This is a genomic window from Bacteroides sp. RCH18, from assembly GCF_058231005.1.
The window spans coordinates 1,670,991-1,685,291 of sequence record NZ_JBIPTC010000002.1; the positions used below are offsets into that span (position 1 = coordinate 1,670,991).

12 protein-coding genes are annotated in these 14,301 nt (G+C 45.1%); 6 read left to right on the forward strand and 6 right to left on the reverse strand.

Features of this window, described 5'->3' with window-relative positions:
• Nucleotides 1-153 precede the first annotated feature (153 nt).
• Nucleotides 154-1,524 (reverse strand): TrpB-like pyridoxal phosphate-dependent enzyme, encoded by a 1,371-nt coding sequence (locus tag ACHLI0_RS21810; protein ID WP_008760379.1) that lies wholly within the window; start codon nt 1,522-1,524, stop codon nt 154-156.
• Nucleotides 1,525-1,669: 145 nt separating this feature from the next.
• On the opposite strand from ACHLI0_RS21810, the gene ACHLI0_RS21815 reads away from it, so the two are divergent.
• Nucleotides 1,670-3,499 (forward strand): TrkH family potassium uptake protein, encoded by a 1,830-nt coding sequence (locus ACHLI0_RS21815; protein WP_055217180.1) that lies wholly within the window; start codon nt 1,670-1,672, stop codon nt 3,497-3,499.
• Between the two features lie 4 nt (nt 3,500-3,503).
• A complete protein-coding gene (locus tag ACHLI0_RS21820; RefSeq protein WP_008766869.1) occupies nt 3,504-4,190 on the forward strand; it encodes a potassium channel family protein in 687 nt (228 codons plus the stop codon).
• Nucleotides 4,191-4,765: 575 nt separating this feature from the next.
• Here ACHLI0_RS21820 and ACHLI0_RS21825 read toward each other — a convergent pair.
• The 3 genes from ACHLI0_RS21825 to galB all read right to left on the reverse strand — a co-directional run bounded on the left by ACHLI0_RS21825 (nt 4,766) and on the right by galB (nt 8,873).
• Complete coding sequence (locus tag ACHLI0_RS21825) at nt 4,766-5,647, reverse strand: IS3 family transposase (protein ID WP_490750164.1); 882 nt, start codon at nt 5,645-5,647, stop codon at nt 4,766-4,768.
• Entirely contained in the window at nt 5,644-6,015 is a 372-nt protein-coding gene (locus tag ACHLI0_RS21830) for a hypothetical protein (protein WP_258971489.1), read from the reverse strand. Before ACHLI0_RS21830 ends, ACHLI0_RS21825 begins: the two co-directional genes overlap by 4 nt.
• A gap of 251 nt (nt 6,016-6,266) precedes the next feature.
• The gene (galB, locus tag ACHLI0_RS21835; RefSeq protein WP_413554442.1) at nt 6,267-8,873 is read right to left on the reverse strand and encodes a beta-galactosidase GalB; all 2,607 of its coding nucleotides are present in this window, start codon (nt 8,871-8,873) and stop codon (nt 6,267-6,269) included.
• On the opposite strand from galB, the gene ACHLI0_RS21840 reads away from it, so the two are divergent.
• The 4 genes from ACHLI0_RS21840 (at nt 8,840) to ACHLI0_RS21855 (ending at nt 11,916) form a co-directional block, all read left to right on the forward strand.
• Nucleotides 8,840-9,391: a DUF4738 domain-containing protein gene (locus tag ACHLI0_RS21840; RefSeq protein ID WP_008766862.1), complete on the forward strand. Its 552-nt coding sequence runs from the start codon at nt 8,840-8,842 to the stop codon at nt 9,389-9,391. The genes galB and ACHLI0_RS21840 overlap by 34 nt on opposite strands.
• Before the next feature lie 135 nt (nt 9,392-9,526).
• Complete coding sequence (locus ACHLI0_RS21845) at nt 9,527-10,705, forward strand: heparin lyase I family protein (RefSeq protein ID WP_234135772.1); 1,179 nt, start codon at nt 9,527-9,529, stop codon at nt 10,703-10,705.
• Nucleotides 10,706-10,926: 221 nt separating this feature from the next.
• Entirely contained in the window at nt 10,927-11,370 is a 444-nt protein-coding gene (locus tag ACHLI0_RS21850) for a PepSY-like domain-containing protein (protein WP_008766860.1), read from the forward strand.
• Nucleotides 11,371-11,415: 45 nt separating this feature from the next.
• A complete protein-coding gene (locus tag ACHLI0_RS21855; protein ID WP_008760392.1) occupies nt 11,416-11,916 on the forward strand; it encodes a PepSY-like domain-containing protein in 501 nt (166 codons plus the stop codon).
• Between the two features lie 52 nt (nt 11,917-11,968).
• Here ACHLI0_RS21855 and ACHLI0_RS21860 read toward each other — a convergent pair whose 3' ends face one another.
• Both ACHLI0_RS21860 and corA read right to left on the reverse strand, forming a co-directional pair.
• A complete protein-coding gene (locus ACHLI0_RS21860) occupies nt 11,969-13,177 on the reverse strand; it encodes an L-serine ammonia-lyase (protein WP_008760393.1) in 1,209 nt (402 codons plus the stop codon).
• A 17-nt stretch (nt 13,178-13,194) separates the two neighbouring features.
• Entirely contained in the window at nt 13,195-14,247 is a 1,053-nt protein-coding gene (corA, locus tag ACHLI0_RS21865; RefSeq protein WP_490750029.1) for a magnesium/cobalt transporter CorA, read from the reverse strand.
• Between the last annotated feature and the right edge of the window lie 54 nt (nt 14,248-14,301).

Consider the following 14,301-nt stretch of genomic DNA (forward strand, 5'->3'; position numbering starts at 1 on the left):
AATAATGGCACCAAAGATAGTAATTTCCTTTAAATACCCCATGAATAAAGTACAAAAGACTGTATTCTTTTGGATAGTTTCGTAGAGATAATAAATAAGCCCGGCATCATACCGGGCTTTTATACTTACAGAATTCGGTTCGGAAACCGGGGCTTATTTGGATAAGTCTCCTATTTCATCCAGATTCTTTTGAATATCTTCGTCAGTCAGTGCGTAGTTCACTAAATCGCCTGCCAGATATTTGTCATAAGATGCCATATCGATCAGACCATGTCCGGACAGGTTGAACAGAATCACTTTCTCTTCTCCTGTTTCCTTGCACGCCTTTGCTTCGCGTATAGCAGCAGCAATCGCGTGGCTGGATTCCGGTGCCGGAATAATACCTTCCGCCTGTGCGAACAGACAACCGGCTTCGAAAGATTCCAGTTGCTGGATATCTACCGCTTCCATCAGATTGTCTTTCAGCAATTGAGAAACGATGACACCTGCACCGTGATAGCGAAGACCGCCTGCATGGATATGGGCAGGAGCGAAGTTGTGTCCTAATGTAAACATCGGGAGCAGCGGAGTATATCCGGCTTCATCACCGAAGTCATATTGGAATTTACCGCGGGTCAGCTTCGGGCACGAAGCAGGTTCGGCAGCAACGAAACGGGTTTTCTTTCCTTCCAGGATGTTGTGACGCATGAATGGGAAAGAGATACCTCCGAAGTTGGAACCGCCTCCGAAACAACCGATTACTACGTCCGGATATTCGCCAGCCATTTCCATTTGCTTTTCAGCTTCCAGACCGATGATGGTCTGGTGGAGAGTAACGTGGCTGAGTACCGAACCAAGAGTGTATTTACAGTTGGGAGTCATTTGTGCAAGTTCGATAGCTTCCGAGATGGCTGTACCCAGAGAACCCTGATAGGTGGGGTGAGCCGTCAGAATATCCTTACCCGCACGGGTAGACATAGACGGAGAAGGAGTGACCTGTGCACCGAAAGTCTGCATAATGCTGCGGCGGTAAGGCTTCTGTTCGTAGCTGATCTTTACCTGATAAACGGCGGCTTCGAGACCGAAAACCTTGGCAGCGTAAGAAAGGGCGGCTCCCCATTGGCCCGCACCGGTTTCGGTAGTAACGTTTGTGACGCCTTCTTCTTTGCAATAATATGCCTGAGCCAGCGCAGAGTTCAGTTTGTGAGAACCGATCGGGCTGACACTTTCGTTCTTGAAATAGATATGTGCCGGAGTTCCAAGCGCTTTTTCCAGTCCGTAAGCGCGTACGAGCGGTGTACTACGATAATATTTATACATTTCGCGTACATCTTCCGGTATTTCGATCCATGCGTCAGTCTGGTTAAGCTCCTGATGACACAGTTCTTTGGCAAAGATTGGATACAGATCTTCCGCTTTCAGCGGTTGTTTAGTTCCCGGATGCAACGGCGGCATTGGCTTGTTGACCATATCAGCCTGAATGTTGTACCAGTAATGTGGAATTTCTTCTTCCGGTAGGATATACCGTTTTCTTTTGTCACTCATGTTATTGTGGTTTATTAGTTTTCTGCTGCCAAAAGTAGGCAAAATTTTTAATATTCGTGTAATTTTGTCAACAAAGAATCGAATTCGATTGTTATTTTAGTTAAGTTTGCACGGCATAGCAAATACGACAATAAAAAAATGTGGTATGAAGATTTATCATAAATTTCTGTTATATCAGAATAAGCTTCTCAAACCCTATGTACGTATCCTGCTGGGGTTGGTAGAAGCACTCACTTATCTGGCATCTCTGTTGTTGATTGTCGGAGTGGTTTACGAACATGGTTTTCCATTGTCCCCGGGCGAGGTACAACAGATACAGATCTTGTATAAGGCCGTATGGATCATCTTTTTAATTGATGTTACCCTGCATATTTCGCTGGAATACCGGAATACGAAAAAGCAATATCGAAGGCTGGCATGGATATTGAGCGTATTGCTTTACCTGACTTTGGTTCCCGTCATCTTCCATCGTCCTGAAGAAGAAGGAGCGATTCTGCAAGTCTGGGAATTCCTTCACGGTAAGTTTTACCATTTAATATTACTGCTGATTCTTTCTCTGCTGAACCTGTCCAATGGCTTGGTGCGTCTTTTAGGACGCCGTACGAATCCATCTTTGATACTGGCTGTCAGCTTTATGGCTATTATTCTGATAGGGACGGGATTGCTGATGCTTCCGCGATGTACGGTCAATGGCATCACTTGGGTCGATTCTCTGTTTACAGCCACCAGTGCCGTCTGTGTGACGGGCTTGGTGCCGGTAGACGTATCCACCACTTTCACCACCAGCGGACTTGTAGTCATTATCCTGCTCATTCAGATCGGCGGACTGGGAGTGATGACATTAACCAGTTTCTTCGCTATGTTCTTTATGGGAAATACTTCCATTTACAATCAGCTCGTTGTCCGTGATATGGTCAGTTCCAATTCGTTGGGGTCGTTACTGTCCACACTACTATATATCCTTGGATTTACGTTGGTCATCGAAGGCATTGGCATGGTGTCCATCTGGTTCAGCATTCACGGTACGCTTGGGATGAATCTGGAAGAGGAACTGGCTTTTGCCGCCTTCCATTCCATTTCGGCTTTCTGTAATGCGGGTTTCTCCACACTTTCAGGCAATTTAGGAAATTCGATGGTGATGACCAACCACAACTGGCTGTTCATCTCCGTCTCTTTACTGATTATCTTGGGCGGTATCGGCTTCCCGATTCTGGTTAATTTCAAAGATATCGTATTATACCATTTGCGTCATTTCTGGACGTTTGTGCGTACCCGCAAACTGGAAAGGCATAAGATGCAGCACCTTTACAATCTGAATACGAAAATCGTGTTGATCATGACTTTCCTGCTGTTGCTGATCGGTACACTGGCCATCCTTGCTTTTGAGTGGAATGCCTCCTTTGCCGGAATGCCTGTGGCCGATAAATGGACGCAAGCATTCTTTAATGCGACCTGTCCGCGAACGGCGGGTTTCAGCAGTGTCGATCTGACATCATTGAGCGTGCAGACATTGTTGGTTTATCTCTTCCTGATGTGGGTCGGCGGTGGATCGCAGTCTACGGCAGGCGGTGTCAAAGTGAATGCTTTTGCAGTGGTAGTGTTGAATCTTGTAGCCGTATTGCGGGGAAGTGAACGGGTGGAGGTCTTCGGCAGGGAATTGTCTCATGACTCTATCCGGCGTTCCAATGCGACGGTCGTCATGTCACTGGGCGTACTGTTTCTCTTTATCTTCATATTGAGCATACTCGAACCGAAAGCCTCTTTGCTGGCACTGACCTTTGAATGTGTTTCCGCCCTTAGCACGGTAGGATCGAGCCTGAATCTGACGCCTCAATTGTGCGATGCAAGTAAATTGCTGGTATCGTTGCTGATGTTTATCGGACGTGTCGGTCTGATTACGCTGATGCTGGGCATCGTCAAGCAGAAAAAGAATACAAAATACCGTTATCCGAGTGATAACATCATCATAAACTAACATCATGAAGTATATTATTATTGGTTTAGGAAATTACGGGCATGTACTTGCCGAGGAATTATCAGCATTGGGGCATGAAATTATTGGAGCGGACATCAGCGAAAGCCGTGTCGATTCAATCAAAGATAAGGTTGCCACCGCTTTTGTCATTGACGCTACGGACGAACAATCCTTGTCGGTGCTGCCTCTGAATAGCGTAGATATCGTTATTGTGGCGATTGGCGAGAATTTTGGAGCATCGATACGTGTCGTTGCATTATTGAAGCAGAAAAAGGTGCCCCGTATCTTTGCCCGTGCCATTGATGCGGTACACAAGGCAGTACTCGAAGCATTCAGCCTGGAGAAGATTCTGACACCGGAAGAAGACGCCGCCCGCAGCCTGGTGCAGTTACTCGACTTTGGGGCGACGATGGAAGCGTTCCGTATCGATCAGGATTATTATGTCGTGAAGTTTACTGTTCCGAAGAAGTTTGTCGGATACTTTGTTAATGAGCTGAATATGGACGAAGAGTTTCATCTGAAGCTGATCGGATTGAAGAGGGCGAACAAAGTCACTAATTGTCTGGGCATTTCTCTGATGGAGCTTCACGTCAAGAATGAGCTGCCCGGCGATGAGAAGGTGGAAGAAGGAGATGAACTGGTATGCTACGGCAAATACCGTGATTTCCAGTCATTCTGGAAAGCTATTTAATGAAATATAACACTGAATAATGCGAATCAGTAGCATCTATATTTTCTTCATCCTATATAAATAAAAACAAATATTATCTGTCACCTGTCACTGTTTTAGAGGTAACAGTTTGATTTTTAGATATAAATGTGGTGACGGCAACGAGTGACAGCAGTGTGATGGCAAAATTTGCCGTCACGCTGCTGCCACTCGTTGTAGCTTAATTAGTTTCTACTGCTTGAAACTCTAGTTTCATCAGTAAGAAACCATAGTTCCAAAGGCTTGAAACCAAAAGTTTCGAGCGTATGAAACCAAAGTTTCAAAGGTTAGAAACTAGAGTTTCAAGCAATGGGAACTATAGTTTCATGTCTTAAAACGAACTTGGCTTGTCTTATCCTAAAAATGGTTGTCACTATTAGAGGCTGGTTACTAAAAAGGTTGTTACATTCTATTATTTTATACTGAAAAAGTTTCTAGTTTGCATGTCTCTATTCTACAAAGGTTGTCATTAAAAAAAATAATGGACAAACCCAAATGTTCTCCGGTTCTCGGTGAAACAAAAATACAATAAATTTATGTATTCCATGCCTGTCCTTTCATTTTTTCCACAGTGATTTTCCTGGTACTTCACCGTAATACACATCTATCGGTTTTTTCATGCCGATGCTCATATGTGGTCGTTCATTATTATAGAATTCTATCATTTTTCCGATTTGTTCCCGTGCTTCCTGTTCATCCTTAAACAATGACATGCCGTATATCCATTCTGTTTTCAAAATCCCGTTCATCCTTTCAGCGACAGCATTGTCAGTGGGATTGTAGCATTCAGTCATACTCACGCGTATATGATGTTCCACCAACAGGTGAATGTAGGCATCACAGGCGTACTGCGCGCCACGGTCGGAGTGATGGATAGTTCCACATAGATTCCCGCCTCCGGCTATGACTATAGCCTGTTCTAATGCCTGTAAAGTGTATTTGGCATTAAGACCGGAAGAAAGTATCCACCCCAGAACTGCATGTGAATATATGTCAGTCAGCAGATGGAGATAACACACGCCACCTTCAATCCATATATACGTTATGTCACTGACCCAAATATGATTCGGATATTGTGCCGTTACGCCTTTTATCAGATTCGGGTATTTTTTGTACAGATGGTTCGAGTCTGTTGTATGCCTGGGTTTCTTAGGGGGTAGCATCAGACGCTCGGAACGCATTAAGTTAAGGAATGCATCCCTGCCACCAATCACATCACCACCATAAATGGAACGCAGCTCGTAATGGAGCTTCAAACCGCCTATGCCAGGATCCTTGGAACGATAATACAGGATTGAATCCACAATCATTTCCCTTATCTGCTTGCGTGAGAGAGAAGATTTGTGTTTCTTGTAGTAGGCCTGGGAAGACTTGCCAAACAGTCCGCAAAGAGTCTTCAGACTGATAGCCGGAAACTCTTCGCGAAGACCTGTGACTATTTGGCACCATCTTTTTTTAAGATGGAAATTCCTTCCTCCTTTTCCGTGGTTTCAATCAGCTTTTTAAAGGCATGAGAACGAAGTTTCTCCAGTTCAAGGGCTTTTCGCAGACGGAGAACCTCTTCTTCTAGAAGCTGTTCCTTGGATTTTGGTGCATCCTTCATTTTCAATTCGGAGATTAGTTCAGGGGGCAAAGATAGTAAATCTGAATCAATAGGGTACTGATGCAGCCATTTTATCAATACTGAATGACTACTTAAACCCCATTTCTTAGCAGTTGAAATCTTTGACATACCGCTAGTGTAATAGTCTATTAAGACTTCCAATTTGAAAGTCTCAGAATAACTCTTAGGAGATTGATTTGGCATATTTTTTCGGTTTTTATGCCTCTAAAAGAGTGTCAACCTAAATCCGTATAAGACAGCTTACTATCAGTAGAAGTGCAGAGGGTAGCTAATATGAAATAGCAACGTGTGACAGCAGCGTGACGGCAAATTCTGCCATCACGCTGCTGTCACACGTTGCTGTCACGCTCTTTTGCTTTAATTATCAGACTATTAACACTCGTTTGGTGACAGGTGACAGCAATTTTTCAAATATATTTCTTTATGTAGACCGATTATTTCGTCAGAAGACGGATACTTCCAGCTTTCACTCCGCTGGCTTTGGCAGTCAGAATAATTTCTCCGGCTGTTTCATTTGTCTGTACGATAGCTGTAAGCATTCCGTTGAAAGCGTGCATCTTCGGAAGATGGAACAGGTCGAGACTCGTGGGGTCACCGTTGGCTCCGGCACGGTATTTTCCGGCACCTTTGACGGAGAAGTTGATCAGACGACTGTCGGCAGGGCAGAGGTTGCCGTCTTTGTCCACTACTTTCACTGTCACATAAGCAAGGTCTTTGCCGTCTGCCGTCAGTTCGTTCCGGTTGCTGACCAGTTCGATGTGATGAGGCTTGCCTGCCGTACGAACTACCTTTTCTGCTACTGCTTTTCCGTCTTTATCGTAGGCCACTACTTTCACTTCACCCGGTTCATATACGGCATCCATCCACATCAGACGGTAGCGGCTTTTCAGTGAACTGTTGTTCTTGCTTTGTTTACCGTAGCTTTTTCCGTTGATAAACAGTTCGGCTGTAGGATAGTTGGTATAAACAAATACCGGAGTTACTTCACCTTCGCGTCCCGGCCATGTCCAATGCGGCAGGATATGCAGTGTTTCCGCTTCCTTATTCCATATGCTGCGATACAAGTAATAGCGGTCTTTGGGGAGACTGGCAAGGTCGATAATGCCGAACATAGAACTATGGTTGGGCCAGGCGTCAGTATCATAAGGGGAAGGTTCACCCAGATAATCGAAGCCGGTCCATACAAACTGTCCTATGGTCCAGTGATGATTGTCCGCCAAAGCAAAGTCCTCATCGGGAATGTTCGACCATGAGCATGCCTCTACGTCATAAGAAGAACATTGATGATCATCGTACTTGGCACTTTTCTTATCTGCTACAGGAAATTTGTAGACACCGCGTGAGCTGACGGTGGACGCAGTTTCACTACCCAGAATAAGATTCTGCGGAAGTTTGTTGTACGCCTCCTGATAACGATTGGCGCGGTAGTTCAGACCGGGAATATCGATCATGGCAGCAAATCCGTTGGCTAGAACACAAGTCACCTGGTCCATGCCGCAGGTAACGGGGCGGGTAGGGTCTTCGCGGTGGCAGATATCTTGCAGGAATTTGGCTACTTTATATCCTACAGGGCTGCATTGCGTGGGGACTTCATTGCCGATACTCCACATCACTACACAGGGATTGTTGCGATAATTGTGCAGCATATTCACCATATCGCGTTCCGCCCATTCGTTGAAGTAACGGTGATATCCGTTTTCACACTTGGCGATGTCCCATTCGTCGAACGGTTCGATCATCATCATAAATCCCATTTCGTCGCACAATTCCACGAGTTCGGGAGTCGGCATATTGTGGGAAGTACGAATGGCGTCGCAGCCCATATCCTTTAAGAGTGTGAGCTGGTGGCGAAGTGCCGCTACGTTGATGGCCGCACCCAGCGGACCTAAGTCGTGGTGGTTGCATACACCTTGGAATTTGCGATGCTTTCCGTTCAGATAGAAGCCTTTGTCGGCAATATATTCAATGCTGCGGATACCGAAGCGGGTAGAGTATGTATCTACCAGTTGGTTGTCCGTGTATACTTTCGATACAGCCTTGTAAAGAGCAGGGCTTTCCGGCGACCAGAGTTGAGGCGCGTTGACGATAAAGTTCTGTTCAAAGGGCTGTCTGTGGTTGATGCGGCCTTTGTTTTCTTTGCGGGTCACTACCTTTCCGGCCGGCGACAGGATTTCCGTTTCTATACGGATTTCCGTCTTTTCGCCGGCGTTCTCTATCTTGGTTTGCAGGCGTATGGCGGCAAATTCATCGCTGACGTGCGGGGTAGTAATCTGCGTGCCCCATACCGGAACGTGTACTTTGTCCGTCGCAATCAAGTGGACGTTGCGGTACAGACCTGCTCCCGGATACCAGCGGGAAGACTGCGGGCGGTTTTCCAGACGTACCGCCAGTGTATTCTTCTTTCCGTCTTTATTCAGGAAAGGGGTGACGTTGCAATGGAAAGAGTTGTAGCCGAAGGGCCAGAAGCAAGCCTCCTGTCCGTTGACGTATACACGCGCTTCACTCATTGCCCCGTCGAACAGGAGAGTGACTTCTTTGTCGGCGGGAACGTCGAAGCTGGTGCGATACCATCCGGTTCCAACATAAGGCAGCCCTCCGGTACGTCCGGTTTTCAGTGATGCCTTCTTCTCAAAGTTTTGTGTGACTGCTACGTTTTGCAGGTCGTTGTTCACATCGAAAGGTCCGAAGATGGCCCAGTCATGCGGGATAACGACTGATTCCCATTTAGTATCATTGTAGTCAGTCTGCGCAGCTTCCGGAAAATCTCCTTTACTGAATTTCCAGTTCTTTTCAAGCAGCGTCTCGCTGCGTTGTGCTTGCAGCATACAGGTTGCGCTCATCAAAAGTACAGTTAGCAACTGTTTTTGGTGTTTCATGTTCATTCTCACTTTTTCAGGTATATAAATAAGGATTGCATTACAAATGTAGGAAAAATGTCGGTTACACTTGTAAATCTCCCCGTCTTTTTGTTCCTTTGCTCTATATTTATAAAACAGAATAGTTCGGAATGAAAAAGCTAATTTATCTGCTTTTGTTACCATTGGCTCTGGCGGTAGTCGCCTGTGGCGGTAAGAACGGAAGTTCAAATAAAGAATCGGTATTGGCAAGGCAAGACAGTGTAGATGCTCATGGATTGCAGCGTATGCAAAGTTCAAAAGCTGAAACTGATATTAAGTTTAAGGGAAGAGACTATCATTCGCTGGTTTCGCGTACTCCTGACGAAAGTCTGCCTCACGTCTCCAATGATATGGGGGATACGTATGTAGACAATAAAATAGTGTTGCGCATCACCCGGGGAAGTGAAAACGTACTCAACAAGACATTTACCAAGAATGACTTTTCATCGGTAGTCGATGCGAAATTCCTTTCAAAATCCATACTCGAAGGAATCGTATATGACAAGACTACACCGGAGGGAATCGTTTACGCCGCCAGTGTTTGCTATCCGCAGACGGACTTGTATGTTCCGCTTTCCATCACTGTAACGGCCGATGGAAAAATGAGCATAAAGAAAGTAGATATGTTGGAAGACGATTATACGGAAGAAACACCTGAATAGACTTGTGAATGGGGATATAAGACGTTTCTGACAGAAGAATTGCACAAATGTGAAAGCATTTGAGACAAACGAAAGGCAGCCTTTTTGGTTGCCTTTCGTATTTTTGCACCGTCGATAAACATAATACCGAATAGAATGAAAAAATACATTTTGGCTATTTATATGATGATGGCAGGATGCGCGATGCTGACTGCTCAGACCAAAAATACGCAAACACTGGTGCCACTCACCGAACGGGTAAACGTACAGGCTGACTCTGCGCGTATCAACCAGATTATTGACGGTTGCTGGGTAGCTGTCGGGACGAATAAGCCTCATGCCATTCAGCGTGATTTCACCAACCTGTTTGATGGCAAGCCCTCCTATCGCTTTGAACTCAAAACCGAAGACAATACACTGGAAGGTTATGCGAAAGGAGAAACGAAAGGACGTGCCGAGTTTTCATATTGCTATGCAACTTCCGACGATTTCAAAGGATTACCTGCCGACGTTTATCAGAAAGCACAGATCACAAAGACTGTTTATCATCACGGGAAAGGGGCTTGTCCGCAAGGAAGTTCCCGCGACTATGAGTTTTCGGTTTATATTCCTTCTTCTCTGGACAGCAATGTCTCCACCATCTTTGCCCAATGGCACGGAATGCCCGACCGGACGCTGGTCCAGACTCCTCAGGGCGAGGTGAAGAAGCTGACAGTTGACGAATTTGTAGAACTGGAAAAAACGACCTTCTTCAAGAAGAATGCCGGACATGAAAAAGTGGCCAGACTGGATAAACAAGGCAATCCGGTGAAAGATAAAAATGGAAAACCTGTATATAAGGCAGGAAAGCCCAACGGATGGTTGGTTGAGCAGGGAGGATACCCGCCATTGGCATTCGGATTTTCCGGAGGACTGTTTTATATCAAAGCAAACTCCGATCGTAAATGGCTGACAGACAAAGATGACCGTTGCAATGCAAACCCGGGAAAGACGCCCGTTATGAAACCGCTGACTTCTGAATACAAGGCATCCACCATTGCCTACAAATTACCTTTTGCCGATTTCCCGAAAGACTGCTGGATTACTTTCCGTGTCCATATCGACTGGACGGTCTATGGCAAGGAAGCAGAAACGATTGTGAAACCGGGCATGCTGGATGTACGGATGGATTATCAGGAGCAAGGTAAGAAAGTGAGCAAACACATTGTCAATAATGAGAAGATTCTGATTGGGCGTAACGACGAAGACGGATATTACTTTAAGTTCGGAATTTACCGCGTAGGTGATAGTACCGTTCCCGTTTGTTACAATCTGGCAGGATATTCAGAAAGATAAATAGGTAAATAGTTAAGGTTATAAGTTAAGGTGAAGAGAGCGATCCGGATGTTCCTGAGTGGGCATCCGGATCTTTTTTATGGGGTAAATTTAAGGATGAAAGTTAAAGAACACAAAAAAGAATGTGATCTCTGATTATTCCCAAATCTTTCCTAAATCTGTATCGTTATTTGCAGTATAAAACTTATCAGATATAGTATTAACTAAAAAGAATAACGATTATGAAGAAAATTTTATCTTTGCTTGTGATGGCTATTGTAGCTATACAGTTCTCATTTGCCGGCGATGTGATTACAAAGGATATGAATCAGCTACCGCTTCCGGCACGCAACTTTATCAACCGTCATTTTACCAAACCTCAGGTGGCTCATATCAAGATTGATAAAGATCTGTTGGAGTCTGCCAAGTATGAAGTGCTATTGACGGACGGTACGGAAATAGATTTTGATAGCAAAGGTAACTGGGAGGAAGTAAGTGCCGGTAAAGGGCATGCAGTTCCGGCAAGTGTTGTTCCTTCGTTTGCTGCCAGTTATCTGAAAGAGCATAACTTCACAGAACCTGTGACAAAAGTAGAGCGTGACCGGAAAGGATATGAAGTGGAATTAAGTACCGGCGTTTCTTTCAAGTTCGACAAGAAAGGAAAATTCCTGAAAGCGGATGATTGATGAGTAAATGAAAATATGATATAACCTAAATCCTAAGAATTAATTATGTTGAAGTTTAAGTTTGGCGCATGGGCAGTCGTTTTAATGCTGACTGCCTTCTCTTTCAGCGCATGTGATGACAATGATGATGAAACGTATAATCCGCCTGCCAATATCACTGAGGCATTGAAGCAACTATATCCGAATGCCCAGAATGTGGAGTGGGAGATGAAAGGAGATTATTATGTAGCTGACTGCTGGGTGACTGGTGATGAACTGGATGTCTGGTTCGACGCGAATGCCAACTGGGTGATGACGGAAAACGAGCTGGATAGTATCGATCAGTTAGTACCTGCCGTTTATACCGGTTTCCGTAATTCCAACTACAGTTCATGGGTAGTGACCGATGTGTTTGTATTGACGTATCCGCAACATCCTACTGAGTCCGTGATTCAGGTGAAACAGGGAAATCTGAGATTTGCACTGTACTTTTCGCAGGAAGGAGGCTTGCTGCATGAAAGGGATATCACCAATGGCGATGATACGAATTGGCCGGTTATGGAGTAGAATTAGTTATGTACAGAGGAATGTTTGTCCACATTCCTCTGTAGTCATTATATTACATCTGCTGATAATCTTTAGCCAGTCCTCCTTCGCTGGTTTCCTTATACAGTGAGGGCAGGTCATGTCCGGTTTGTTTCATTACCTGTACCACTTTGTCGAAAGAAACACGGTGCATACCGTCTGTAAAGGCTGAATAAAGATTGGCATCCAGTGCACGGGCGGCAGCATAAGCGTTCCGCTCGATACAAGGGATTTGAACGAGACCGCATACGGGGTCACAAGTCATCCCCAGGTGGTGTTCCAGCCCCATTTCCGCCGCATATTCAATCTGTGCCGGACTTCCTCCGAATAATTGATTGGCTGCTGCCGATGCCATCGCGCAGGCAACGCCGACTTCTCCCTGACATCCTACTTCCGCGCCGGAAATGGACGCATTGAACTTGACAATGTTTCCAATTAGCCCCGCCGTAGCCAAGGCGCGAAGAATCCGCATGTCACTGAAGTCACGGCTTTTTTGTAAATGATAAAGTACTGCCGGCATCACTCCGCAGGAACCACAGGTAGGGGCAGTCACGATCTTTCCACCGGAAGCGTTTTCTTCGCTGACTGCCAGTGCGTAAGAGAAAACGAGTCCTCTGGATTGCAGAGATTGTTTGTATCCGGTAGCACGTATATAATAGGTGGAAGCTTTTCTACGTAAGTTCAGCGGTCCGGGCAATACACCTTCCGCTTCCAGACCTCGGTGGATAGCGTCTTTCATCGTGTCCCATACTTCTGCCAGATAGTCCCATATATCCTCGTTCTCACATTCCTTGACATACTCCCAATAACTTTTTCCGGTACGTTCACACCATTGCAGGATTTCGGTCATGTTGTTCATGCCGTATACTTCCGGGCTTTCGATTGTCGGGTTGTCATTATTCTCTGCCAAAGCTCCGCCACCGATACTGTAAACCGTCCAGTTTTCCAATATCTTGTTGTTTGCATCCAGAGCGGCAAATGTCATTCCGTTCGGATGGAAGGGGAGGAAAACTTTGGGTTGCCATACGATTTCTACCGGAGCGGCAGGTTGTAAAGTATCTATGATAGCCACATCCGTCATGTGCCCTTTGCCTGTAGCTGCCAAACTTCCATAAAGGGTTACTTTGAAAGATGCGGCATCCGGGTGACGTTCAACAAACATTTCTGCAGCTTTACGAGGGCCCATTGTATGACTGCTGGAAGGACCTGTGCCGATTCTGTATAATTCTTTTATTGATTTCATGGATGGGTGCGCTTTAGTTAATACCATTTCTTTTTTCTGAAGTACAAATATACAATAATACCGATAACCGCCATTATAATCCAGGCAAATAAATATCCGTACCGCCAGTCCAGTTCGGGCATCCATTTGTAATTCATTCCCCACACACCGACAAGGAACGTTAGCGGGATGAAAATGGTGGATACGATGGTCAGCCGCTTCATGATATCGTTCATTCGTAAATCATTGTTCGAGATATACAGGTCGACTAATGAAGACAGTGTTTCACGGCAGATTTCAATCGTTTGTAATACAAATTGTAAATGGTCGTTCACATCATTGTAGAAGGCACGGTTTACTTTATGTATAAGGAGATTTTCTGCCCGCAACAATTTTACATATTGCTCTTTAAGCGGGAGGATGGCCTTTTTCATCAGCATATATTGGCGGCGCAGCCCCTGAATCTGAATGCCGATGTCATTCTCATTGGTAATCATCAGCAGTTCTTCTTCCAGGTCTTCGAGTGCATCGTCGATGGAAGATATCGTTGAAATGTAGTTCGCCATGATGCTGTTCAGCAATACACTGAGCAGATAATCCGTCAGACGGCTACGGATTTTCAGTATATCGTTTCTCAATGCGGCGTTGATTTCATCAAAGAAATCTGTTTCTTTTTCAAGAAAGGTAAGTACATAGTTATTTCCCAGAATGATGCAGACTTGTTGTTGGAGCAATCCGTCGAGGTCATCCTCCTCTTTATGCTCATTGGGATAGAATATTTTCAGGATCAGGACAATATATTTGTCATGCTCTTCTATTTTCGTCGGGTGGTTGGCATTTAATATGTCTTGTAAAACGAGGAAGTCTATTTCAAAATGACTGCAAATCTCACGGATGGTTTCCGTATCTTTCAGCCCGTGTACCTGCAGCCAGTTGATTCGTTCGTTATCCAGCGTTTCTTTGACGCTTTGGAAGGTGTCACCGGAGCTTTCCTGCATCTCGGTTGCATTGTATGTACAGAGATGTAAATGGGTAGGGGTAAGGCTGTCCCCTGTGTAAATAAGCTTTTCGCTTAACAGATTATTCTTCATGCTTTATTCTCGTTTTAGAAAACCACTGTAACACAAAGGTAGTGGTTTTCTAAA

Coding starts and splice junctions, on each gene's coding strand:
- ACHLI0_RS21810 (WP_008760379.1), bottom strand. CDS start 1,524: ATGAGTGACAAAAGAAAACGGTATATCCTACCGGAAGAAGAAATTCCA.
- ACHLI0_RS21815 (WP_055217180.1), top strand. CDS start 1,670: ATGAAGATTTATCATAAATTTCTGTTATATCAGAATAAGCTTCTCAAA.
- ACHLI0_RS21820 (WP_008766869.1), top strand. CDS start 3,504: ATGAAGTATATTATTATTGGTTTAGGAAATTACGGGCATGTACTTGCC.
- ACHLI0_RS21830 (WP_258971489.1), bottom strand. CDS start 6,015: ATGCCAAATCAATCTCCTAAGAGTTATTCTGAGACTTTCAAATTGGAA.
- ACHLI0_RS21840 (WP_008766862.1), top strand. CDS start 8,840: ATGAAAAAGCTAATTTATCTGCTTTTGTTACCATTGGCTCTGGCGGTA.
- galB (WP_413554442.1), bottom strand. CDS start 8,873: ATGGTAACAAAAGCAGATAAATTAGCTTTTTCATTCCGAACTATTCTG.
- ACHLI0_RS21845 (WP_234135772.1), top strand. CDS start 9,527: ATGAAAAAATACATTTTGGCTATTTATATGATGATGGCAGGATGCGCG.
- ACHLI0_RS21850 (WP_008766860.1), top strand. CDS start 10,927: ATGAAGAAAATTTTATCTTTGCTTGTGATGGCTATTGTAGCTATACAG.
- ACHLI0_RS21855 (WP_008760392.1), top strand. CDS start 11,416: ATGTTGAAGTTTAAGTTTGGCGCATGGGCAGTCGTTTTAATGCTGACT.
- ACHLI0_RS21860 (WP_008760393.1), bottom strand. CDS start 13,177: ATGAAATCAATAAAAGAATTATACAGAATCGGCACAGGTCCTTCCAGC.
- corA (WP_490750029.1), bottom strand. CDS start 14,247: ATGAAGAATAATCTGTTAAGCGAAAAGCTTATTTACACAGGGGACAGC.